Origin of the sequence: Paenarthrobacter sp. RAF54_2 (assembly GCF_052113945.1) — a bacterium.
Taxonomy (GTDB): Bacteria; Actinomycetota; Actinomycetes; order Actinomycetales; family Micrococcaceae; genus Arthrobacter.
In genome coordinates this window covers 21,841-43,849 of sequence record NZ_JBFRDV010000030.1, presented here as the reverse complement: position 1 = coordinate 43,849, position 22,009 = coordinate 21,841, and the positions used below count along the sequence as shown (strand labels likewise).

General features: G+C 63.3%; 17 protein-coding genes. 7 read left to right on the top strand and 10 right to left on the bottom strand.

The window, feature by feature from the left end:
- The first annotated feature begins 40 nt into the window (after positions 1-40).
- Positions 41-532: a DUF3093 domain-containing protein gene (locus tag AB4Y87_RS22650; protein WP_442006502.1), complete on the top strand. Its 492-nt coding sequence runs from the start codon at positions 41-43 to the stop codon at positions 530-532.
- Positions 533-570: 38 nt separating this feature from the next.
- Here the strand turns inward: AB4Y87_RS22650 and AB4Y87_RS22645 are convergent, their stop codons facing one another.
- Complete coding sequence (locus tag AB4Y87_RS22645) at positions 571-870, bottom strand: DUF4193 domain-containing protein (protein WP_216923072.1); 300 nt, start codon at positions 868-870, stop codon at positions 571-573.
- Between the two features lie 306 nt (positions 871-1,176).
- On the opposite strand from AB4Y87_RS22645, the gene sepH reads away from it, so the two are divergent.
- On the top strand, positions 1,177-2,568 hold the full coding sequence (gene sepH, locus AB4Y87_RS22640; protein ID WP_442006501.1) for a septation protein SepH: 1,392 nt from the start codon (positions 1,177-1,179) through the stop codon (positions 2,566-2,568).
- 21 nt (positions 2,569-2,589) lie between these two features.
- Here sepH and AB4Y87_RS22635 read toward each other — a convergent pair whose 3' ends face one another.
- The 4 genes from AB4Y87_RS22635 to AB4Y87_RS22620 all read right to left on the bottom strand — a co-directional run bounded on the left by AB4Y87_RS22635 (position 2,590) and on the right by AB4Y87_RS22620 (position 8,067).
- A complete protein-coding gene (locus tag AB4Y87_RS22635; RefSeq protein WP_442006500.1) occupies positions 2,590-3,354 on the bottom strand; it encodes a thymidine kinase in 765 nt (254 codons plus the stop codon).
- On the bottom strand, positions 3,347-4,552 hold the full coding sequence (locus AB4Y87_RS22630) for an alkaline phosphatase family protein (protein ID WP_442006499.1): 1,206 nt from the start codon (positions 4,550-4,552) through the stop codon (positions 3,347-3,349). The genes AB4Y87_RS22635 and AB4Y87_RS22630 overlap by 8 nt, the downstream gene beginning before the upstream one ends.
- A 20-nt stretch (positions 4,553-4,572) precedes the next feature.
- Positions 4,573-5,298: a DUF5998 family protein gene (locus tag AB4Y87_RS22625; protein WP_442006498.1), complete on the bottom strand. Its 726-nt coding sequence runs from the start codon at positions 5,296-5,298 to the stop codon at positions 4,573-4,575.
- A gap of 81 nt (positions 5,299-5,379) precedes the next feature.
- Positions 5,380-8,067: a bifunctional acetate--CoA ligase family protein/GNAT family N-acetyltransferase gene (locus AB4Y87_RS22620; RefSeq protein ID WP_442006497.1), complete on the bottom strand. Its 2,688-nt coding sequence runs from the start codon at positions 8,065-8,067 to the stop codon at positions 5,380-5,382.
- Positions 8,068-8,122: 55 nt separating this feature from the next.
- On the opposite strand from AB4Y87_RS22620, the gene AB4Y87_RS22615 reads away from it, so the two are divergent.
- Entirely contained in the window at positions 8,123-10,648 is a 2,526-nt protein-coding gene (locus AB4Y87_RS22615; protein ID WP_442006496.1) for a DNA gyrase/topoisomerase IV subunit A, read from the top strand.
- Positions 10,649-10,721: 73 nt separating this feature from the next.
- Here the strand turns inward: AB4Y87_RS22615 and AB4Y87_RS22610 are convergent, their stop codons facing one another.
- On the bottom strand, positions 10,722-11,105 hold the full coding sequence (locus AB4Y87_RS22610) for a VOC family protein (protein ID WP_442006495.1): 384 nt from the start codon (positions 11,103-11,105) through the stop codon (positions 10,722-10,724).
- A 128-nt stretch (positions 11,106-11,233) separates the two neighbouring features.
- Between AB4Y87_RS22610 and AB4Y87_RS22605 the strand changes: the two genes are divergently transcribed.
- Complete coding sequence (locus AB4Y87_RS22605) at positions 11,234-11,752, top strand: DinB family protein (RefSeq protein ID WP_442006494.1); 519 nt, start codon at positions 11,234-11,236, stop codon at positions 11,750-11,752.
- A gap of 11 nt (positions 11,753-11,763) precedes the next feature.
- On the opposite strand, the gene AB4Y87_RS22600 is transcribed toward AB4Y87_RS22605, so the two are convergent.
- The 4 genes from AB4Y87_RS22600 to AB4Y87_RS22585 are packed head-to-tail and all read right to left on the bottom strand — an operon-like array spanning position 11,764 to position 18,972.
- A complete protein-coding gene (locus AB4Y87_RS22600) occupies positions 11,764-12,786 on the bottom strand; it encodes a GNAT family N-acetyltransferase (protein ID WP_442006493.1) in 1,023 nt (340 codons plus the stop codon).
- A 9-nt stretch (positions 12,787-12,795) separates the two neighbouring features.
- A complete protein-coding gene (gene cydD, locus AB4Y87_RS22595) occupies positions 12,796-16,248 on the bottom strand; it encodes a thiol reductant ABC exporter subunit CydD (protein ID WP_442006492.1) in 3,453 nt (1,150 codons plus the stop codon).
- Positions 16,249-16,255: 7 nt separating this feature from the next.
- The gene (gene cydB / locus AB4Y87_RS22590) at positions 16,256-17,332 is read right to left on the bottom strand and encodes a cytochrome d ubiquinol oxidase subunit II (protein WP_442006491.1); all 1,077 of its coding nucleotides are present in this window, start codon (positions 17,330-17,332) and stop codon (positions 16,256-16,258) included.
- 17 nt (positions 17,333-17,349) lie between these two features.
- On the bottom strand, positions 17,350-18,972 hold the full coding sequence (locus tag AB4Y87_RS22585) for a cytochrome ubiquinol oxidase subunit I (RefSeq protein ID WP_442006490.1): 1,623 nt from the start codon (positions 18,970-18,972) through the stop codon (positions 17,350-17,352).
- Between the two features lie 278 nt (positions 18,973-19,250).
- Here AB4Y87_RS22585 and AB4Y87_RS22580 point away from each other — a divergent pair, with 278 nt between their 5' ends.
- From AB4Y87_RS22580 to AB4Y87_RS22570, 3 genes are all read left to right on the top strand, one after another.
- On the top strand, positions 19,251-19,637 hold the full coding sequence (locus tag AB4Y87_RS22580) for a BlaI/MecI/CopY family transcriptional regulator (protein WP_189016115.1): 387 nt from the start codon (positions 19,251-19,253) through the stop codon (positions 19,635-19,637).
- 5 nt (positions 19,638-19,642) lie between these two features.
- Entirely contained in the window at positions 19,643-20,689 is a 1,047-nt protein-coding gene (locus AB4Y87_RS22575; RefSeq protein ID WP_442006489.1) for a M56 family metallopeptidase, read from the top strand.
- A gap of 72 nt (positions 20,690-20,761) precedes the next feature.
- A complete protein-coding gene (locus AB4Y87_RS22570) occupies positions 20,762-22,009 on the top strand; it encodes an MFS transporter (RefSeq protein WP_442006488.1) in 1,248 nt (415 codons plus the stop codon).

Sequence of the window (22,009 nt, the reverse complement as noted above, 5' to 3'; positions counted from 1 at the left end):
CCGGGCAGATAGCCGGCCCAAGGGCCGATAAGCTGGACCCATGCCTACGTCTGACCAGTCCGCCCCCATGCCTGCCCGGAATACTCCCTCCGCCTCCGAGGTGTTGTTCACCGAGAAATTATGGCCGACCATCTGGATCTGGGTTGTCGTCGTGGGCCTGTCGAGCGCTGGAATCCTGATGTTCGCGCCCATCAGTGCCGCCGCGGGCGTCATCGCCGCCCTGGTGCTTCTGGCCGTCATGACCACCCTGTTGGTGGTTACAACACCTACCATCACCGTTACGCGGGACAGCCTTCGGGTGGGACGCGCCACTATCGACCGCAAATTCGTCGGCACCGCCGAGGCATTCAAAAAAGACGAGGCCACCGCTGAACGTGGAACCCGCCTCAACGGCCTTGCCTACATGTGCTTCCGCGGGTGGATCGATGCCGTGGTGAAAATCGACATCACCGATCCCGCCGATCGAACGCCATACTGGCTGGTGTCTTCGCGCCACCCGGACGAACTCGTCGCTGCCCTGGGCGCGCGGTAGCCGCTCCCCTTAGGTAGCCCCTGAAGTCGCCGGTACTGCTAGCTCTCGCATTCCGTGCAGTACAGGTGCCCGTCCCTCTCAGTGGCAATCTGGGAGCGGTGCTTCACAAGGAAGCAGTTGTAGCACGTGAATTCGTCAGGCTGTGGTGGCATGACTTGAATCAGGAGCTCTTCGCCGGAGAGGTCTGCTCCCGGGAGCTCGAAGCCATCGGCAAGATCCGTCTCATCGACATCCACCGCGGAGGATTGCTTCCCCGACTGGCGCGTCTTGAGTTCCTCAATCGAGTCCTCGCTGACGTCTTCCTCGGTCTTTCGAGGGGCATCGTAGTCCGTGGCCATGGTCCTTCTTCATCCTGTCGTACTTGCTCCGGGTAGGATTCCGGCCTGGCGGATTTCGTGCCCGCCGCCGGTCTAAGGGTGTAACGCCGGACGCCCCGGATTTGTGCCCGATATCGGCCAGATTGTCCTCCCCTGCCCAGCGATTGTCCAGAGGCGGCAAATTGGGCTCGGATGGCTGGGAAGGATCCACCCTGTAATCTGACTCTTTCACCGGAATATCACGGCACGCCCTTTGTCCTAGTAGGAAAAGGGCAACGGGGGTGGCAGAGTTTCGAATGTCAGTTATGCCATGTGGTGGAGGGTGTTATGCAGGATCTACGGCTGGTAGGCGTCCACGACGACGGCGGGCATCTGCTCCTGAGCGGACCCGGCGGTGCGATGTTCCAGCTTCCGATCGACGAGGCACTTCGTGCTGCGACGAGCCGGACACCCGCCCAGGTCGCTGCGCGGGCGTCAAACACCCCGATTGCCATGTCCCCCAGGGATATCCAGTCCAGAATCCGCAGTGGAGCCACGGCGGCCGAAGTCGCGGAGTTGTCCGGGCTGCCCCTTGCCAACGTGCAACGTTACGAGGGCCCTGTCCTTGCCGAGCGTGAGTACGTTGCGCAGCAGGCCAGAAACATTGAAGTAGCTTCCCCCGCCCCTGGCCATGACATCTACCGCTCTGCCTTTGGCGACAACCCAGCGACGCTCGGCGAAATGGTGGCCCACCGCCTGTCGGCGCACGGCATCGATTCTTCAACGGTTGAATGGGACTCCTGGCGCCGTTCCGATGGTTCCTGGACCGTCGTCGCGCGCTTTGATGCAGTTCCCGGTACGCACGGAAGCATCGGCGAGGAGCCACCGGCGATGTGGACGTTCAGTCCGCAGCGGAAATCCCTGCAGAACGCCAACCGCTGGGCTCAGCAGCTCAGTGAACTGGAGCCCTTGGACGGACCCGTTCCTGCACGCCGGCTTGCCGCCGTCTCGGATCGTCCTTTCGACTTCGAGACCGACGCCGAAACCGCGGCACGCGCGTCTGCGAAGGAATCCGACAGCCTCTTGGAAATGCTCCGCTCACGCCGTGGGCAGCGCCTGGGCGTGGACGAAGACGGCGATGACGCCTTGGCCGTCCTGCTCAGCAACGTTCCGGCCGCCCACCCGCGTTCCGGCGGGGAAGATCAGCAGCCCGCCGAGGAACCCGCCGGGGATCACCCAGAACCGCAAGCTTCCCCTGCGGCTGAGCCAACGCGGAAGGATGGACGTCCGTCCATGCTGTCCCGGCTGAGCCTGGCGCCCCGGAACCATGACGCGGACGACGACGACTCGCTGAAACTCCATGACGGCGTCAGCACGGAGACGCGCGAAATCACCGTTGTGGCAAGCCCATTGCGGCCCGTTACTTCCTTAACCGACCGCAAGCCGGGCGCGGCCAGCGCTCCAGAGCCCAAAGATGCGGATCGAATCGATTCCGCGACCAACCAGATGCCACGGGCAGGGCTGGACGAACTGCTTGGCGGAGCCACATCCCCGCAAACACAGACTGATCGTGCTGCCTCGCGTACAGAGACAGCCGCACAGGACAAGGGATCGCTCGAGGCCGCGGACCGGAACACGCACACGGATGCCGAGGCACCGGTAGAGCGCCAGCCCTCGCGTCCAAAACGATCAAGCATCCCCAGCTGGGACGAGATCGTCTTCGGCGCCCGCGGCGACTAACCTCTGGCGCGGCGACCAGCCCTAGCTACGCGTCAAGCCGGAGCCACTGCCGGAACCGGCTCCCGGCCACAGGCAGGCATCGACGTCGAACGGAAGAGTCGGGTCTCCCCCAGCCATGAGGTTGGCGCCGTGGGCTGTCACACGGCGCATGTAATGGCGTCGGCACAGGGTCTCGTAGCCCACCACGGGTTCATGGCCGCCAGCTTCCCCTGGGGTAATTTGATCGTTCACGCCCGGGACGTCGCTGGCTGTCTGGGGTGCGACATCGCCGACCATGACCTGGTCCCCTTCCACCACCATGATGCCGTCCACCGTTCGGGCATTTTGAGTTGCGCGACGCCCGCACCAGCACAGTGCCTCGACCTGCAGTACCTGTACTTTGTCGGCGAGTTCGATCAGACGTTGGGAGCCGGGAAACAGGGTGGTTCGAAAGTCCGAGGTGATCCCGAACGCGAAGACGTCCACGTCCATCTCATCCACCAGGCGTGCCAACTGCTCCACCTGGGCGGCGGAATAGAACTGGGCTTCATCGCAGATCAGGTAGTCCACGCGGAGCCCACTGGTCCGGCGTACAACTACTTCATCCCAGAAGTCCGTGTCCGCATGGACTTCAACGGCGTCTGTCTTCAGGCCCAACCTGCTGGAAATCGTCGAATCACCTGCGCGGTCGTTGCAGCTGAACCGTACGCCGCCCCTGCCCCGAGCGCGATGGTTGTAGTCCATTTGCAAAGCCAGGGTGGACTTGCCGCAGTCCATGGTGCCCGAGAAGAAAACGAGTTCAGCCACGTTTGCCCTTTTTGCCGGCCGCCGGGAAACAAAGGAACGGCACTTCGCGTTCCGCCTTCGTCAAGGAACCATGCTGGCCGACTACTTCCAACGATGCCGGACGGACCCTGCGGGTGTCGTAAAGGGCAAGGGTATCCCGTGCGGCAATCATGACGTCGCCAATGCGCGGCGCCACGTCCGGCTGGACGTCGCCGAACAGCCCTGCGCCTATCGCCTGTTCACGGGTGAAAGCCCAGATGCGTTCGCCAAACCTTGCCCGCCAGGCGGAGATGAGCAACTCGCGGTGCGTGTCCGGAAGGCCCGGCTCAAGGTAAAGATGAACCATGCGGGGCTCGCCTGCAGTGTGGCGGACCCCGGCGACGAGTGAAGCATCAGCTGAGTAGTCAATGCGCTGGGACTCGGGAACGTCCAGCATTCCGTGATCCCCGGTCAGCACGATAGTGGTTCCCGCCGGCAGCGTCGCGGACAATCTTTTGACAGTGGAGTCGAGCTCTTCAAGTTGGTGTTCCCAGCGGTCGGACTGGCAGCCGTAGCGGTGACCTGCTTTGTCCAATTCATTGACGTAGAAGTACATCAGGGAACGGCCACCGCCGGACATGGCCTCTGCTGCAGCGGCTGTGCGCGCGTGCAGGCTCGTGCCGCCTACGAACCGGCTGCCACGCAGGGCCGCCTGGGTCATAGGGGAATTCCCGAACTGCGGGAGGCTCACAGTAACGACGTCGGCTTCGGCCCCTATGCGTTCAAAGACGGTAGCGTGCGGCTGCCAAAGCGCAGGGTCCACATGGGCGTCCCAGTTGCCCAGCAGGTTCACTACTTTGTCCTGGGAAGGATCCAGGACGTCATAGCCCACCATGCCGTGCTGCCCGGCGGGAAGCCCTGTTCCCAGGCTGGCCAGGGAAGCTGCCGTGGTGCTGGGAAAGGCGGAATCAATCCAGTTGGGGACATTGCCCTGTCCGCTGGACAGGAGGGAACGCAGGAACGGTGTGTGCGAAGCCTTTTGCTTGAGCAGGCTGCGGCCCAGGCCATCGGCGAGGACCACACAGACACGCGGCGCAGCAGGCAGGTGAAGCTGGTTGGCAAATCCGGGGATGCCCATGCTGGCGGCAGCACTGGTAAAAACTTCGGCGATCGACCTGCTCCCAAAAAGCGGGGGCGAAGGGAGGTCCGGGGCCGGCGCCGTACCGGATGTCGGCTGCATGTGCTCCTGTGCAGTCACCCTCAACGCTGGTGTCCGCGGCTCAAGCGGTTGCTGAAGACCCCCGAACGTGGCCGCGGCGCGGGGATGCCTGTGTGCGGGATGGGTGTGGGATTTGCCGTGTTCACGGCACGAAGGGCGCGTGCGAAGACCTTCGCATCCTGGACTGCCTGGAGGCCGTCCGCTTCGGCACTGATGCGCAGGACGATATCTTCCTGGGCGATGGTTCCGCTGTAGCCGTGGTCCGCTTCACACTGCGGGTCACCGCAGCTTGCCGGGCCCATATCCAGGCGCTGCCCACCGGACCAGGCGATGGAGACTGTCATTTCCCGCACGGGATCCGAGGGCTTGTAGTCCTGCGGCTGGGCGTACATGTAGCTAAGGACCACCGAACGGATCTGTGCAACCGGCACGGACTCCGTGGAAATCTGGGCGACGATTTGTTCCCCGGCTTCATCCAGCTGCTGATCGTCAACGTGGGTGATCACCAGCATGTCTTCCGTGAGCACCAGCACTGTGATGTGGCGGCGAACCTCGGCGCGATCAAAGTGTGTTTCAAGGTGCACGAGGTGTGACAGGCAATCGCGGCCATCCAAGGCGTCATCCACGACGTCGGCCACCAGCCGGGGGTAGAAACCAGCCTGTTGCAGCGCTTGGTCCAGGCTCTGTCCCTGCAAGCTGTGGTTATGGGCGCTGTGGAGCCCGGCATTGGACGGACGGGACTGAGGCGTCGGAGACTGGGTGCTCATTCCCCCATTTTCACAGATCCACTGGGGACTTCCTAACTGTCGGCCTCGCCCCTGGACCGGTCACTGGCCTACAGGGAGCCCTTAGCCACGCATTGCCCTGCGAGCGCTGTCGGTGCGCCGGGCCGCGTTACCTATCCACACATCCGCACCCAGAATCGTTGCACCGGCGGGGCCCGCGAGCACAGGGTTGAATTCCACCAGGGCAATTCCGGGGTGGTCATCCTTGAGTTTGGCAAGCCTCGCGGCAATGTCCTCAAGGGCAGGCACGTCCACGGCGGGGAGGCCTTGGTAGCCGAACAGTTTCCTGGAAGCGCGTGGCGAGCGGATGAGGTCGTGCAGGTCTGCGGCAGACAATGGTGGGACTCTGTGTGCCCAATCGTCCAACAGATTTACTGCGTCCCCTGCCAAGCCGAAAGATACCACTGGACCCAGCAGGGGATCCTCCATGGCCCGGAAGGTGCATGCTTGGCCTACCGGGGCCATTGCCTGAACTTCAAGCGATGGCGAACCGTAAGGTTCCAGCGCCCGCTTCATTTGGGCGATGTTCTGCAGCAAGGACTCTGCATCCTGAATGTCCAGCCGGACGCCGCCCAGGTCCAGTCGGTGCCTTAGGGCGGGATCAGTGGTCTTCAGAACCACCGGCCAGCCCACGCGTTCGGCTGCTTCAACGGCTTCCTCAGGTGTGCCGAATCCGATTGTTGGCACCACGGCGATACCGTAGCCGGCCAGTAACTCTGCGGCAGCACCGGCGTCGAGCTTGTGGAGTTTTTCGCCTGTCACGCCGGTCAGCATCCTTGCCAGGGATTCCTTGGTCCCTTGGATGTCGCAGCCAGCGGGCTCGACGAAAAGTCCTTGGTCGCGGTCCAGCCATTGGGCGTAGCGAACGATCGCGGCCAGGGCGCCTACGGCGGCACCTGCATTGGAATAGCAGGGCAGTAAAGGACCATCAGAGCTGCCTACCATTCCTTCCACGGGGATGGAGGGGTCCAGGATGCCTGTGAACACCGCCGCCGCGGGTTTGCCGGCCTCGGCCGCGCACTCGGCCAGGACACCAGCCAACGCTTCTACGGTGAGTCCGCGTGCCGGCAGGAGTGCGGCCACGATGGCGTTGACAGATTCGTTTGCGAGGCTTGCCCGCAGGCTCTCCCGGAGCGCTGGAAGGGCGAGTGACATGCCGGCGTCGAGGTCGACGTCCGTTACCATCCGGTTGACATCAAGCCCGAGGGGTCCCGCACTGTCAGCGACGACTTTCGCCAGGGCGACGGAATTGGAGTAGACCGCCACGCCGGGGCCGGTCGGCAATGCCTGGGAGGAGACGATCTGGGCGATGTCCATCAATTGCTCAATGGTTCCCACCCTGATGACGCCTGCCTGCCGCATCATTGCATCCACTGCGGCGGCGGGTGCTTGCGTGGTCCGGACTTCATGTCCGGGCGGCAGGCGGAGGCCCGTGACATCGGACTTTGCGACGATCACCGGTTTGCTCCGGGACAACCGGCGGGCAAGCCGGGAGAACTTGCGGGGATTCCCGATTGACTCAAGGTAGAGCCCTACAGCGGAAGTATCGGCGTCGTCCTCCCAGTACTGCATGGCGTCGTTACCCGAGACGTCCGCGCGGTTCCCGGCGGAGAGAAAGGTGGACAGGCCCAACCTGCGTCGTCGGGCCGCGGCGTAGACGGCTACGCCTACGGCGGCTGACTGGCTGAAGAGGCCCAGACCCCCGCGGGGCGGCATGCTCGGAGCCATGGAGGCGTTGAGGGACACAGCTGGATGAGTGTTCAGTATCCCCAGCGACTCGGGGCCAATCACCCGCATTCCGTTGGCCCGGGCGCGCCGCACCAACTCATGTTGGCGCGCAAGGCCCCTCTCGCCGTCGTCGGCAAATCCGGCGGTTGCCACCACGATGCCCTTGACGCCCGCTGCTGCGCAGTCGTCCACTACTTTGGGCACTTCCTCGTAAGGGACGGCGATGATCGCCAGCTGCACGGGCCCGGGGATCTCCGATAAGCGTGCAAAGGAGATCATTCCGGCGAGCTCGAAGGCTTCGGGGTTGACCGCATAAACCGGGCCCTCAAATCCACCTTCAATGATGTGTTCCAGGAGTTGGTAGCCTACGGTCCCCCACTTGCGGCTGGCACCAATGACAGCCACCGACGACGGCGCCAGGAGGTCGCGCACGCTGCGGGCCTCTGCGCGGTGCTCGCGGGACTCCATGACGGCCCGCGATTTCTCGGTGGGGTCGATATTGAACTCGACGCTCACCACGCCGTCGTCAAACCCGCGCTTGAGGTCATAGCCGGCATCAGCGAAGACCATGAGCATCTTGCGGTTCTCGGGCAGGACCTCGGCAATGAACCGACGAATACCGTTCTCCCGGGCGGCCGCCGCGAGATGCTCCAGGAGGATCGAGCCGATGCCGCGGCCTTGATGGGCGTCCGAAATGTTGAAGGCCACCTCGGCTTCGTCGGGGTCCTCCAGCCGGTCGTAGCGGCCCACGCCCATGATTTCGCCACCGATCGTGATGACGAATGCCACCCGGTTCACATGGTCCACTTCAGTGAAGCGCCGCACTTCTTTTCCGGACAGTTTGGGCTTGAAGGAGAAAAACCGCATGTAGATGGAAGTTTGCGATTGCCCGGCATGGAAGGCCTGCAGGGCGTCTGCGTCCTCGGGGCGGATGGGACGGATGTGGGCCGTCCCGCCGTCGCGCAGGACGACATCGGCCTCCCAATATTCCGGATAAATGCCGACGTCGGGCTGATCCACCATAGGCTTAGCCTAGCTAAAACATCCGCAGTACAACTTTCAAGGATCCACCGACCCCATGGCCCGCAGCCAAACTCCCGCACGCAAAGGCGAGCCTCTCGGCGATTTCACCGAGAACATCGTCGATATCGACGTCACTTCCGAGATGGAGGGCTCCTTCCTGGAGTACGCCTACTCGGTGATCTATTCCCGAGCCCTTCCTGACGCACGTGATGGCCTCAAACCGGTTCAGCGCCGCATCCTCTACATGATGGCGGACATGGGCTTGCGCCCGGACCGGGGCCACGTCAAGAGTGCGCGCGTCGTGGGCGAAGTCATGGGAAAGCTCCACCCCCATGGCGATGCCGCCATCTATGACGCCATGGTGCGCATGGCACAGGACTTCTCCCTCCGCCTGCCGTTGATCGATGGCCACGGCAACTTTGGATCGCTCGACGACGGTCCTGCCGCCCCGCGTTACACGGAGGCGCGCCTGGCGGCCGCTGCGCTGACCATGACGGATCACCTCGACGAAGACGTCGTGGATTTCGTCCCCAACTACGACAACCAGTTGACCCAACCGGACGTCCTCCCGGCAGCGTTTCCCAACCTGTTGGTTAACGGAACTACGGGCATTGCCGTCGGCATGGCAACCAACATGGCTCCGCACAACCTTGTTGAGGTCATTGCGGCCGCACGTCATTTGATCGCTAATCCGGATGCGACGCTGGGCGACATCATGAAGTACGTCCCGGGTCCGGACCTTCCCACCGGTGGCCGCATCGTGGGCCTGGACGGTATCCGCGATGCCTATGCCACGGGCCGCGGTTCCTTCAAGACGCGCGCCAAGGTGGAAGTGGAGCAGTTGTCTGCCCGCCGCACCGGCCTGGTGGTGACCGAGCTGCCTTACATGGTTGGCCCGGAAAAGGTCATCGAAAAGATCAAGGACGCCGTCAACGCCAAGAAGTTGACCGGCATCAGCGATGTCGTGGACCTTACGGACCGCAACCATGGCCTGCGCCTGGTCATCGAGCTGAAGAACGGCTTCAACCCCAACGCCGTGCTTCAGCAGCTGTACCGCTATTCGCCCATGGAAGATTCCTTCGGCATCAACAACGTCACGTTGGTTGACGGCCAGCCGCAGACCCTTGGCCTGCTGGAGCTCCTGCAGGTTTACGTGGACCACCGTCTGAACGTGGTCCGGCGTCGGACGGCTTTCCGGTTGGGCAAGAAGAAGGACCGCCTGCACTTGGTGGAGGGCCTGCTGATCGCGATCGTCGATATCGACGAAGTCATCCAGATCATTCGCTCCTCTGATGAAGCTTCCGCAGCCCGTGAACGGCTGATGTCCATCTACGACCTCACCGAGATCCAGGCCAACTACATCCTGGAACTGCGCCTACGGCAGCTGACCAAGTACTCCCGCCTTGAATTGGAGAAGGAACAGGACGAGCTGCGCCGCGAGATCGAAGCGCTGGAGGCTATCCTTGCCTCCGACGAGCTGCTCCGCGACCTCGTTTCCGGTGAGCTGGCCGAAATCGCCACGAAGTACGGTACGCCCCGACGCACCGTACTCCTGGAGTCCGAGGCAGTTTCGCCCACGGTCGCCGCGGCCCTTGCGGCAGCGGTACCGGGGCCCAAGGGCAAGGCCGCAGCGCTCCCCCTCGAAATCCCGGACGACCCCTGCTGGGCCCTCCTCAGCGTGTCCGGGCAGATCGCGCGGACAACCAACCAGGAACCGCTGGCCGAGGCTGGTCCGCGGGCGAAGCACGACGTCTTCCGTTCGGTGGTGAAGACCACGGCACGTGGCGAGATTGGCGCCGTCACTTCCCTGGGCCGCATGTTGCGCCTACAGGTCATGGACATGCCAGCCCTGCCCCCTGTCGGAGGCCTTCCAAATCTGGCCGGTGGAGTGCCGGCCAAGGATTTCATCACTCTTCTGAAGGGCGAGACACTGGTTGCGTTCGTTCCGTTGGACGCCATCCTTGCGATTGGAACCGTGCAGGGCGTGGTTAAGCGTGTTCAGCCGGAGTACCCGCTGAACCGTGAGGACTGGGAAATCATTTCGCTCAAGGACAAGGACACCGTTCTTGCCGTTGAACCCGCCCAGGAGGACGACGTCGAACTCGTCTTCGTGACCAAGCAAGCCCAATTGCTAAGGTTCAGTGCGTCAAACGTGCGTCCGCAAGGCCGGACCGCTGGTGGCATGGCAGGCATCAAGCTCGCTGACGACGACGAAGTCATCCACTTTGGCACCGTGCGCGCAGACGATCCCGCCGCCGTCGTTGTCACTATTGCCGGAACCAATGGCGCGCTGCCGGGCACGGCGCCGGGGACTGCGAAGGTGACTGCCTTCGACGAATACCCGTCAAAGGGGCGCGCCACGGGCGGTGTCCGCGTACATCGCTTCCTCAAGGGCGAAGACACCCTGCTCCTTGCGTGGGCCGGACATGGACCGGCAAAGGCATCATCGGCCGCCGGTGTGGCCCGCGCACTTCCCCACGAGCACGGCCGCAGGGACGGGTCAGGTGTGCCGCTGTCACAGCCAGTCGAAGCGATCGGTCCGAGCATGGCCTGGAACGCAATGGCTGTGTCCACCGAGTAGGCCAACAGCCAGCAATGGCACAGGGAACAACAGCAGGGCCGGTGGTTTAAGACCACCGGCCCTGCTTGCTGCGTCAGGCGTTTTGGTTGAGGCTCAGTATGTTTCCCTCGGAGTCCAGGAACCAAGCCGCTGCCGTTCCGTCCGGCATCGTTGCAATGCCGTTTTCAGTCTTCAGGCCCGGGAAATCGTAGTCTTCGAACACAACACCCTTCTCGCGGAGTTCCGATACGGTGGCAGCGAGGTCACTGACCATCCAGCCGATCTGGGTGTTCTTGGCCGTACCTGCATTGGATGTTTGGTAAATGAAGAATCCGGTCCCGTCCCCGCACCTGTACTGGAGGTTGTCGTCGGCGTCTGGATTTTCTGGTTCGAGTCCGAGTTTCTCGCTGTAATAAGCGCGGGCCCGGGCAATATCCGATGCCGGAAGAACGGCACCCACTTGCTGATCCTTGAGCATGTTTTTCTCTTTCCGACTCTCTCCCCGGAGCGAACTTTACTCCTGGGCGGCAACGAAGTCAGGGGCAAACAGCTTCGGATTTTACGCCTTGCCTGAGATTGCCGGTGGTGACCCTTTAGACTGGCGGCATGCCGATCATCCCTGACGCAAAAGACTGGACGTGGGTGCTTTCAAAGCCCTGCCCCGAGTGCGGCTTTGACGCCTCCACCGTGACGCCGTCCACGGTCCCGGGCACCGTGCTGAATATGCTTCCGAGGTGGCGGGCCGTTCTGCGCCGCGAGGACGTCGCCGTACGCCCGAATGACCACACGTGGTCTCCCTTGGAGTATGCATGCCACGTGCGCGATGTCTTCAGCCTCTTCGATAAGAGGCTGAACCTGATGCTGAGTGATGACAACGCCGAATTTGCCAACTGGGACCAGGACCAAGCGGCCATCGACGGCGAATATGGACGCTCGGATCCCCGCGTTGTCTCTGACGAGCTGATCGCGGAAGGGGAGCAAATCGCCGAGTCCTTCGCACGGGTGGTGCAGGATGAATGGCAGCGTACAGGGCGGCGAAGCAACGGTTCCGAGTTCACGGTGCTGACGTTCTCGCAATACTTCCTGCACGACGTTGTCCATCACCTCCACGACGTTGACGGCTAAGGCGGCTGGATTTATAGCGTCTTCTCCCACGTCATGCTCCGGTTCACCGGGCTGTATCCCATGCCAAGGTAGAGTGCCAGGGCCCCGGTGGGATTGGCAGAATCGACGTCCAGCGATGCAATGTCCATCCCGGCGGCCGTGAATCGCCGCAAGGCGTCGGTCAGCAGTGCTTGCGCTATTCCCCGGCCACGGAACGCACGCCGGACACCAAGCAGTTCGGTATAGCCCTCCTTGAAACCCCGGGCAACCGCTGAAGCGGGATCGTAGCTGGCCAGTTGGTACCCAGCTACCTCGCCTGTGGAAGCATCAATTACCACAGCGCTCCAATCGTGCCGCGCCGTGGGTTCCTCGATGGTGAATCGCCAGGTTTCTTCGTCGCGTGGCTCGCTTCCCCAGTGGTCCCTGAAAGCATCGTTATGGGCCAGACGAACGGCTTCGTGCAGGGACGCGTCAAACGTGCGAAGTTCCAATCCCGATTCGAGCCGTGCTGCTGGAGCAGCCTTGGCAGCAGGCCCGGACAACGGCCGATGCATTTCATTGAACCAGCGCACAACGTCATAGCCCCGGGACCGGAACAACGCTGCCTGGTGCTGGTGTTGTTCTTCAGTTCGGATGCGGAGGCGGGGTGGGGCACTGTTGTGCCCGGCAGCCTTGTCCGTGTGGAACCTTCTCCGGGTCTGTGCTTCCTGCCACGCGAGGACTGCTGAACCGATGCCCCTGCGTTGCCAGTCCGGGTCCACGCATCCCATGCCTGTGGCCTTGTCCCCCTCGGGGTTCTTGGTGATGCGTCCGTACGCGCGGGCAACCCCATCCCGGTCCAATCCCAGCAGCGTGTTGGTCCTGGGATCATTCTTGGTGGACTCCAGGACGTGGACAAGGTCGGCACGCTTTTCGAACCAGACGGGATGCTCGACGGCGGCAGTCCGGGCGATCAATTCCGCCCAGTTGTCCAGGTCCGCAGTTGTGGCAGGCCGCCACTGCAGGCCCGTTTGGCCGGCATCGGGCTGAAACAGGGGTGGAACCTCAGAAGGCATGCCAACAGGCTACTGGGGAGTAGGCACTCTCACCAGCTGAACCACGCCGGGCAGCTCAAGCCTGGCATCCGCCGGATCGATGTCATCAGGGTTGTGCGTCACCAACACCACTGTGACGTTCCGCAAACCCCGGCGAAGGGTGGCCATCATTTCGCGGGCGGCTTCAGCATCAAGGTGCGCCGTAGGCTCATCCAGCAACAGCACGCTCGCGCCCGTCAGAAGTGTCCTGGCCATGGCAAGACGCTGCCGCTCGCCACCGCTGAGGAAGGCCCCGGCTGATCCAATGCGTGTGTCAAGCCCCTCCGGCAATGTCCCTACCAAAACGTCCAGCCCCACATCCTGCAAGGCCTTGGCCATTTCTTGTTCGTTGGGCTTGCTCCCCGCGGGCCTCGCCAAAAGGAGATTGCCCCGGATGGTGGAGTCGAAGAGGTGGGCTTCCTGCGGGCACCACGCCGCTGTCCCCGTGAGCAGTGCCCTGCCTTCCTTCACAGGTAGGAAGCCAAGGAGGACCGAAAGCAGCGTCGATTTGCCGGCTCCCGACGGGCCGGTGACTGCCAGCCATCGGCCCGGCCCTGCCTCAGCGGTTACTCCTGAGAACACTGTGGGGCCACCTGGCCAGGCAGCGGCAATTCCGTTCAACTCCAGCCCCGCCTTGCCATCGCGGTCAGGCAAAGGGTGGGTACCGGCGTCGTGTTTTGCGTTGTCCGCATCGACGGGGGCGGACAACGCCCCGGTGACTGCCACGCCGCCCAAGACGGCTGCGATCGCAGGGCCTTGGCGGACGGCGGAAACCGTTGCCGCAAAAGGTTCCACGAGGGCCAGTTGCATGAGCACAATCACGGCCACAAGGGCAGGCGCGGCGGAACCATCGTGCACCGATTCGGCGCCCAGGAGTGCCGCCCACAGGGCGGCGAGCGAGCAGGCGAGGACGGTGACAGCTTGGCCGAGACCTTCGGCCCAGGCAGAACGCTGCGCCGAAACGGTAGCCGCACGATCTTTGTCGCTGAGTGCGGTCAGGATGCTTCCGGCCACACCGTTGGCGGTTAGTTCGGCGCGGGCATCGAGGGCGGCCGCAACATCGCGGAGCACCACCGAGCGCAGCTGTTGTTCTGCCTTGGCGGCGTTCCGGTCAGCAAGTACGGCAACAAGCGGCGCAACAATGAGTCCCATTACGGTGGCAGAGGCAACGGCGGGCACGGCAACGGGCAACACCATGGCCGTTGCCGCGATGGCCGCACCGCCAACACCCACGGCAGTCAACGGAGGCAGGGCGACCCTCGGTAGAAGGTCCCTGAGTGTGTCAACGTCGTCCACGATCGAGCCCAGGACGTTACCGCCTTGCAAAAGCCTGCGAAGTGAGAGTGCACGGCGGCTCAGGGTGGCCCAGAGCGCCCCGCGCAGGCGTGTCATCGCAGCAAAGACGGCGTCGTGGGTCAGGAGCCGCTCACAGTAGCGAAGGACGGCCCTGCCGATGCCGAAGAAACGCACGCCGACGATCGCGCCCAGGAGGTAGAGAATGGGTGGTTGCTCGCTGGCCCGGATGATGAGCCACCCTGACAGGCCGGACAGGGCGACTGCGAAAAGCGCGGCCAGGACCCCCACCACGCCTGCTGCCGCGAACTTGGCCTGAACCGGCCGGAGGACCAGCGCGAGCCGTTTCACGTTGGGGAGCCATCCCTGGTTGAGGGCTGTGTGAAGGTTTCCGTCCTCTGCGTGCCGAGTTTGACTAGTACCGGCAGCTGTCCGGGTGGACTGCTGCAGATCGGTTGATACGAGGGCCGCGGTAGATGCAGCCCTTCGTTCCGGCAGGTCGGTATGCCGGTTCGCTGCCGTCAAGTGCTCTACCCGGACTACATGGTCGGCGAGCGCACGGGTGGCGGAATCGTGTGCGATCAGGATGACGGTGGCAGAGCCGCGAAGGGACGTGATGGCAGAGCGGACCACGCTGGCTGAGTAGTGGTCCAAATGTGCGGTGGGTTCGTCCAGAAGCAGCATGGTAGCGCCGGACTCCAGCCGCGCCAGGCCCCGGGCAAGCGCAACGCGTCGCAACTCCCCCGGGCTGAGTTCGGCTGGATGCTTGGCCGCAAGGTGATCAGCAGAGACCCTTCGCAGGATGCTCGCGACAGCCTGCGCGGTATCTACTGAGTGCTGCCCGCCAAGGTACAGCTCGATCTCCTCCTGCACGGTGTCGGCCACCATCACGGGGTGTTGCGGTACCCAGGCGACGGTACCCGGTGCCACACCAGTCACGGTGCCGGTCACGGATGCGCCCGGACCCGGGCCGATCAGGCCGGCCAGGACACCCAGCACAGTGCTTTTTCCGGCGCCGCTGTTTCCGTCCAACGCCGTAACCAGGCCTGCCGGAGCGGTAAAATCCAAGCGCTCGACGGCGGGTGCGGGCCGTCCGGTATAGGTCACCGTGAGGCCTATGACCACGATGTCGGCGAGCCCGGTGCGAGATGTCGGGTTGTCGGTAAGTGGCTGGTTATCGGTAAGACGCTGGTTATCAGTAAGACGCTGGTGCGTGGGTGCCTTCAACACGGTATTGGCAGTTTCCAAGGCCGCCCGGCCGTCATCGCTGGCATGGTGGGCGGTACCGAGCTCACGCAGGGGCAAGTAGCAGTCAGGAGCAAGGATCAGTGCCAAAAGCCCGGCTTCCAGGGGCATGTCTCCGGCAACCAGCCGCACGCCGATGAAGACCGCTACGACAGCGACTGAGATGGTTGCTATGAGTTCCAGGGCAAGAGCCGAGAGGAACGCCGTCCGGAGCGTGACCATGGTCCGGCTGCGGTATTGCTCGGAAATGTCTTCGAGTGCCGCGCGTTGCTCGCTGGCCCGCCCCAAACCCACCAGCACAGGCAGGCCCTTGGCGAGTTCAAGGATGTGCCCGGACAACCTGCGAAGCGTGGTTTGGGCGTCCCTGACGGCGTCTTCCGTGTGGCGGCCAATCAGGATCATGAACAGCGGCACAAGGGGAACGGTCAAGACGATGACCACGGCGCTCACCCAGTCGGCAAACAGTATCCGGGCGCCGATGAGCAGCGGAACGGTCGCGCAGTTCACCAGGGCCGGCAGGTATTGGGTGTAGTAGTCATCCAGTGCGTCCAGCCCGCGCGTGGCGAGGATCGCGAGCCCGCCGTCGTTAGTGCCCTCAACCGCAGCTGTTCCGCCCTCGGCCAGTGAGCGCTTGAGAAGCTGCGAGCGCAGCTCCTCTTTGACCCCCAGCGCGGCACGGCGCGACGCAACGCCCTGGCCCCACACGGTAAGGGACCGTAGCACCGCTCCGACGGCCCCCCACACCAGCCCGTTGGTCCAATCGGACGGGCTTCCGGCCAAACCGGCCAGTGCACCGGCCACCGCCTGTGCCATCAGTACCAGCGAAAGTGCCTTGAGGGCTGAGAGCAGGCCTATGACGTAGAGGGCGGATCGGGTGGCCGGGCCGGAGGGGAACACAGGCTTCATGACGAGGCTAGGCTTCCGGGCTGGAAGGGCTGGTGTTTTCCTTGCCAACCAACACCTTGGCGGCGATGGCCGGAAGGAAACCGTGGGCTTCGGGAATGTGCGCTGCGCTGACACGGCGCCGGAATACCCAGTAAGTCCAGGCCTGGTAGGCAATAACCAGGGGAAGCCCCACCGCAGCCACAATGCTCATCAGGCCCAGCGTGTAGTCGGAGGAAGAAGCATTGGAAATAGTCAGGCTGAACGCGGGATCTACGGTTGAGGGGATGACCACTGGGAACGCGGCCCCGAAGATCGACGCCGTGGCACAGACGACGAAAGCTCCGATTGCCCCGAACGCCCGGCCCTCGGACCCATTGCGGGCCCACTGCCAGGCCAAAACCACGGACACGACTCCAGCCACCATGATGGCCCAGGTCCAGGCCTTGCCGCTCAGGAACTGCACCGCAACCATCCAGGCGAGCATCGGCAAGACAGCAAACGGCACCAGCCGCACAAACCAGCGGCGGGCACGCAGCCGCACCTCGCCGTCGGTCTTCAACGCCAGGAACGCCAGGGCGTGAACCAAGGCGAAGGCGACCACGCCGAAGCCGCCCAGGAGGGCGTAACCGCTGAACCAGGCAAACGGTCCACCGGTGCGGTCCCCGTTGGCGTCGAGCGGCAAGCCCGTGGTGGTAAGCGCCAGGGCTGCGCCGATACCGAAGGCGGCCACAAAGGATCCAACGGCGATTGCCAAGTCCCAGGTGGTGCGCCAGCGTTCAGTGTCCACCTTGCCCCGGTATTCGAAGGCCACCGCCCGGAAGATCAACGCCACCAAGACGCACAGGAGCGGAAGATAGAGCGCCGAAAACAAGGAGGCGTACCAGAGGGGGAAAGCTGCGAAGGTGGCTCCGGCTGCAGTGAGAAGCCAAACCTCGTTGCCGTCCCAGACGGGGCCGATGGTATTGAGCAGCACGCGCCTGTCCGTGTTGTTCCGCGCAAACAGCTTCATGAGCATGCCTACCCCGAGATCAAAGCCCTCAAGGAAGAGATAGCCGGTCCATAGTACTGCGATGGCCACGAACCAGATGGTTGGCAACAGTTCCATTGTCTATTCCTCTGTTTCTAGTAGGCGAACGCCAGGACGTCGTCGGCTTTGTCGGGGCCGGGTGCGCCGTCGTCGTCGCCTTCCTTGTCCCTGTCACGCTCCTCATCGCTGGCGCGGTCCTTGCCCTTGGCGTGAGCAAGTTCAGGCATGGCTGAGGCGACGCCGCCACGGACGTACTTGACCAGGAGCTTGACTTCCACCACCAGCAGGACGGCGTAGATGGCGGTCAGGACAACCAGGGAGGTCATGAGCTCACCGGCACTGACGCCGGGTGAAACGGCAGCGGCGGTGAACATCAAGACCTGGTCAATACCGTTCATGTCGGGATTTGGGGCTACGACAAAGGGTTGCCGGCCCATTTCCGTGAAGATCCAGCCAGCGGCGTTGGCCCCGAACGGTGCCAGGATTCCGAAGACGGCAAGGCGCATGAGCCATTTTGACCCAGGGACAACGCCCTTGCGGGTAACCCATAGGGCCACCAGCGCTGCCAGTGCGGCGACGCCCCCGAAGCCGATCATCATGCGGAAGCCCCAGTAGGTGACTTCCATGACGGGCACGTACTGGATTTCCTGGCCGGCCCGGTCGCCATACAGCGGATTGTCCGGCAAGTGCGTGCCGTACTTCTCCTTGTACTCCCCAAGCAGGCTGTTCACGCCCTTCACTTCTGTGGTGAAGTCGCCCTTGGCGAGGAAGGAAAGGATCCCTGGCACTTCGATGACAGCCACGATGTCGTCACAGTTCTTGGCACCCAGGTTGCCGACACTCAGAACGGAAAAGCCGGTGCCATCGTGGCATGCTGCCTCCGCGGCAGCCATTTTCATGGGCTGCTGCTCGAACATGAGCTTGCCTTGCAGGTCGCCCGTGAGGGCGGTGCCGGCAAAGGAAATCATCGCCACCACGGCGCCGATCCGGAGGGAACGCATCCATACTGTGTAGTCACCCTTGTCGCGGCCCGGGATATCGGCTTCTCCGACAAGCAGCCGGCCGTCCGCACCAACCACGTCAATGCCGTCATGGCGACGGCGCCACAAGTGGTACCAGGCAATGCCGAGCAGGAAGGCGCCGGCAACACCAAGGGCACCGAAGAGAGTGTGCGGTACGGCAACCAGTGCAGTGTTATTGGTAAACACTGCCCAGGCGTCCGTCATGACAGGCCGGCCATCCACCATTTCAACGCCCACCGGATGCTGCATCCATGAATTGGCCACGATGATGAAGTAGGCGGAGAAGACGGAACCGATCACGGCAATCCACAGGCAGGAAAGGTGGACACCGCGCTTAAGTTGCTTCCAACCGAAGATCCAGAGTCCAAGGAAGGTGGACTCGACGAAGAAGGCGAGAAGGGCCTCGAGGGCCAGCGGTGCGCCAAAGACATCGCCAACGAACCGGCTGTATTCGCTCCAGGCCATTCCGAATTGGAATTCCTGGACGATGCCGGTTGCCACACCCATGATGAAGTTGATGAGGAAGAGCTTGCCCCAGAACTTGGTCATGCGGAGATACTCGGGCTTTCCCGTGCGGTACCACAGGGTCTGAATGATGGCCACCACCAGGCCAAGGCCGATGGTCARGGGCACCATCATGAAGTGGTAGACGGTGGTGATCCCGAATTGCCAGCGTGCGATTTCCAAGGCGTCCATGGCTGTCCTTTGTCGGGCGGCCCAAGTGCGGTGTAATTACTTCTACGTTGTGTAGAAAACTTTACTTCTACACAGTGTAGAACAAGTGAGGGAACCACATGCCATTCTTCAAGTGGCGTTACGCACACGCAAGGGTCAAGCGCCGTCCGCGACGCGCCGATAGTTCTACCTCACGTAGAATGAGAGGCTGAAAAGCGGTAGATTTGTGATGGAACGTTGGATCATCGCTCCCGGGTGGCGGCTTTTGCCACCGGGACGCGGAAGGTAGGGAAGTATTGATGGCGAGTCTTGGGGAACTGGAACGGGCAGTGATGGACCTGCTCTGGGCAGGCCAGGAGGCTGCAACAGCCAACACCCTGCGTGATCTTCTCGCGCAGGACTCTGAAGCCGGCGACGGCACAGCGGGACACCAGGGCAAGGACTTGGCAGTGACTACGGTCCTGACAGTGCTCTCCAGGCTGGAGAAGAAGGGCCTGGTGGAACGCGAACGCGGGACCAGGCCACACCGATACCAAGCCGTGTCGAGCCGCGCCGACCACACCGCGGAACTCATGCACGAAGTTCTTGGCTCGGCTCCTGACCGCGAAGCAGTTCTTGCCCGCTTCATTGGCTCCGTCTCCGAAAGTGAAGCCGCTACCCTGCGCAAACTGCTCGGCTACAATTAGCCAGTATGTTCTGGACCTCATACTTCCTGGCGGTCCTGGCATTGATACTGGCGTGGCCGGTACCCGTTTTGCTTTCGCGCGCACAATGGCCTGCCCGCTCCCCTTTCACCGCAATGGTGCTTTGGCAGGCAATTGCCCTCGCAGGTGGCCTGTCCATGATCGGAGCAATGCTGGTCTACGGGCTGGAACCAATCGGTGAGAACCTCATCGCTGGGCTCAGGAGCCTGGCCGGCATGGTTTTCAATAACGAGCCAACCACAGCGCTGGGCTTCTGGCACCTCTTCGCCCTGTCTGCGGCCGCACTCCTAACGGCCCACCTGGTGTTCACCCTGCTCTTGACCTACTACAAAATTGAACGGCAACGCAGGCGACACCGCGAATTGCTCACGCTTCTGGCATCACCCTCGGACGACGGCCCGGGCACCGTAGTGATCAACCACGACTCCCCTGTCGCTTACTGCTTGCCCGGCGGCGCACGTTCGGTGACAGTCTTGTCCGACGGACTCATGGCCGCCCTCGAACCGGCGGAATTGCGCGCAGTGCTCATCCATGAAAACGCGCACTTGTCCCAACGTCACGACCTCCTGCTCTGGGCGTTCGCAGCCTGGCGGCAGGCACTCCCCTGGTTCCCCACCACACGGCTTGCCCAGACGGCCGTGAACTCCCTGATCGAAATGCTGGCTGACGACGTCGCACTCAGGACCGAAAGCAAGGTCACGCTGATCAAGGCCATTGCCATAGTCTCCAGCGGGGCCTCCACGCCAGGGCTGGGAGAACAGTCCGTGAGCGGCGGTGCACCGAATGGCAAGGCTCTTGCCGGCCAGGCACTCAGCCCGCGGGCGCTCAGCGGCGGGGGCGCCGTCGTCGAGGGTGGCAGCATCAGCGCCACCGGCGGGGCAGATTCACCGCGTACGACGGCGTCACGCGTGAGCCGCCTCCTCTCGCCACAGCCTCCACTCGCCAAAGGTCTTCGCGCCCTGGTGCTGGCCACCTCAGCCTTGCTGCTGGCTGTGCCCACGGGGCTCCTTATCGTCCCGGGATTGCTTGGCTAGGTAGAAGGTCAGCGCTGGCGGTGTTGTTACATGGCGGTGTTGTTACATGGCGGTGTTGTTACATTGAGGGGCGTGAACGACGACAAGTCGCGCTTGAGTGCCGACATCTCCCCCAGCCACCGATGGCCCCTCTATGCAGCCGGCTTCACCACCGCTTTTGGCGCCCATGCCGTAGCCGCCGGACTTGGCGCCGAAAGCGCGGACATCGGTTTGAGCCTGCTTGGCCTGGGTGTGCTGTTGGCCCTGTACGACATCGCGGAGGTCTTCCTCAAGCCGGTCTTCGGGGCCCTCAGCGACCGCATGGGGCCCAAACCCGTCATCATCGGAGGGCTTCTGGCCTTCTCCGCGGCGTCCCTCATCGGGCTGTGGGCCGATGAACCCCTCATGCTGGCCGTAGCCCGTCTGGGCCAAGGTATGGCTGCTTCGGCATTTTCACCAGCATCCTCTGCCAGTGTGGCGAGGCTGGCGGGCAAATACACGGGTCGCTACTTTGGCCGTTACGGCTCATGGAAGGGCCTTGGCTACGCGGTCGGTCCCCTGTTGGGCGCTGTCGCGATCATCGCTGGCGGTTTCAGCCTGCTCTTCCTCATCCTCTCCCTATTGGGCTTCGCAGTAGCCGTCTGGGCGGCCATTTCCGTGCCCCGCCTGGCTCCCCTGCCCCGACCCAGATACACCATCATTGATGTCTGGAAGCAAAGTACCGAGCGATCATTCCTTGGGCCTACCGTGGTGCTGGCGGCCTCGACTGGCGCCCTGGGCGCAGCGGTAGGCTTTCTCCCGGCGCTGGCCGCAAGGGAGGGCCTCGGCACCGCCGGCAGTGTCGCCGTCGTAACGGTCTTGGCCTTGGCGTCATCGCTGGTCCAGCCAAGGATCGGACGATTGCGGGATCGGGGAGTCCTCGCAGACCGGCCGGGCATGGTGGGTGGTTTGCTGGCCATAACCGTCGGCGTACTCATCGCGGGCCTTCTTCCCGAAGCACTGGCTATGAACGGTGCCCTTTCCATGTACCGCGCCGTACCGATTTACTGTGCCGCCGTTTTGATCGGACTGGGAATCGGTACCGCTACCCCATTGGCCTTCGCGCACTTGGCAGATGCGACTCCCGCTGAACGCCTGGGCCGCACGATGGGTTCGGCCGAACTTGGCCGCGAGCTTGGCGATGCCGGCGGGCCCTTGTTGGTGGGCGGGATTGCAGTAGCAGCGGGTCTCTCTTGGGGCTTGGGTGCCCTTGCTCTGGCCGTAGGGGCAGCGGCCTGTGCGGCACCAGCTTCCGCAGGTTCCGGCTCCGTCACAAGAACAGGCCGGAAACCGCGGGTCTGA

Coding starts and splice junctions, on each gene's coding strand:
- AB4Y87_RS22650 (WP_442006502.1), top strand. CDS start 41: ATGCCTACGTCTGACCAGTCCGCCCCCATGCCTGCCCGGAATACTCCC.
- AB4Y87_RS22645 (WP_216923072.1), bottom strand. CDS start 870: ATGGCCACGGACTACGATGCCCCTCGAAAGACCGAGGAAGACGTCAGC.
- sepH (WP_442006501.1), top strand. CDS start 1,177: ATGCAGGATCTACGGCTGGTAGGCGTCCACGACGACGGCGGGCATCTG.
- AB4Y87_RS22630 (WP_442006499.1), bottom strand. CDS start 4,552: ATGCAGCCGACATCCGGTACGGCGCCGGCCCCGGACCTCCCTTCGCCC.
- AB4Y87_RS22625 (WP_442006498.1), bottom strand. CDS start 5,298: ATGAGCACCCAGTCTCCGACGCCTCAGTCCCGTCCGTCCAATGCCGGG.
- AB4Y87_RS22620 (WP_442006497.1), bottom strand. CDS start 8,067: ATGGTGGATCAGCCCGACGTCGGCATTTATCCGGAATATTGGGAGGCC.
- AB4Y87_RS22615 (WP_442006496.1), top strand. CDS start 8,123: ATGGCCCGCAGCCAAACTCCCGCACGCAAAGGCGAGCCTCTCGGCGAT.
- AB4Y87_RS22610 (WP_442006495.1), bottom strand. CDS start 11,105: ATGCTCAAGGATCAGCAAGTGGGTGCCGTTCTTCCGGCATCGGATATT.
- AB4Y87_RS22605 (WP_442006494.1), top strand. CDS start 11,234: ATGCCGATCATCCCTGACGCAAAAGACTGGACGTGGGTGCTTTCAAAG.
- AB4Y87_RS22600 (WP_442006493.1), bottom strand. CDS start 12,786: ATGCCTTCTGAGGTTCCACCCCTGTTTCAGCCCGATGCCGGCCAAACG.
- cydD (WP_442006492.1), bottom strand. CDS start 16,248: ATGAAGCCTGTGTTCCCCTCCGGCCCGGCCACCCGATCCGCCCTCTAC.
- cydB (WP_442006491.1), bottom strand. CDS start 17,332: ATGGAACTGTTGCCAACCATCTGGTTCGTGGCCATCGCAGTACTATGG.
- AB4Y87_RS22580 (WP_189016115.1), top strand. CDS start 19,251: ATGGCGAGTCTTGGGGAACTGGAACGGGCAGTGATGGACCTGCTCTGG.
- AB4Y87_RS22575 (WP_442006489.1), top strand. CDS start 19,643: ATGTTCTGGACCTCATACTTCCTGGCGGTCCTGGCATTGATACTGGCG.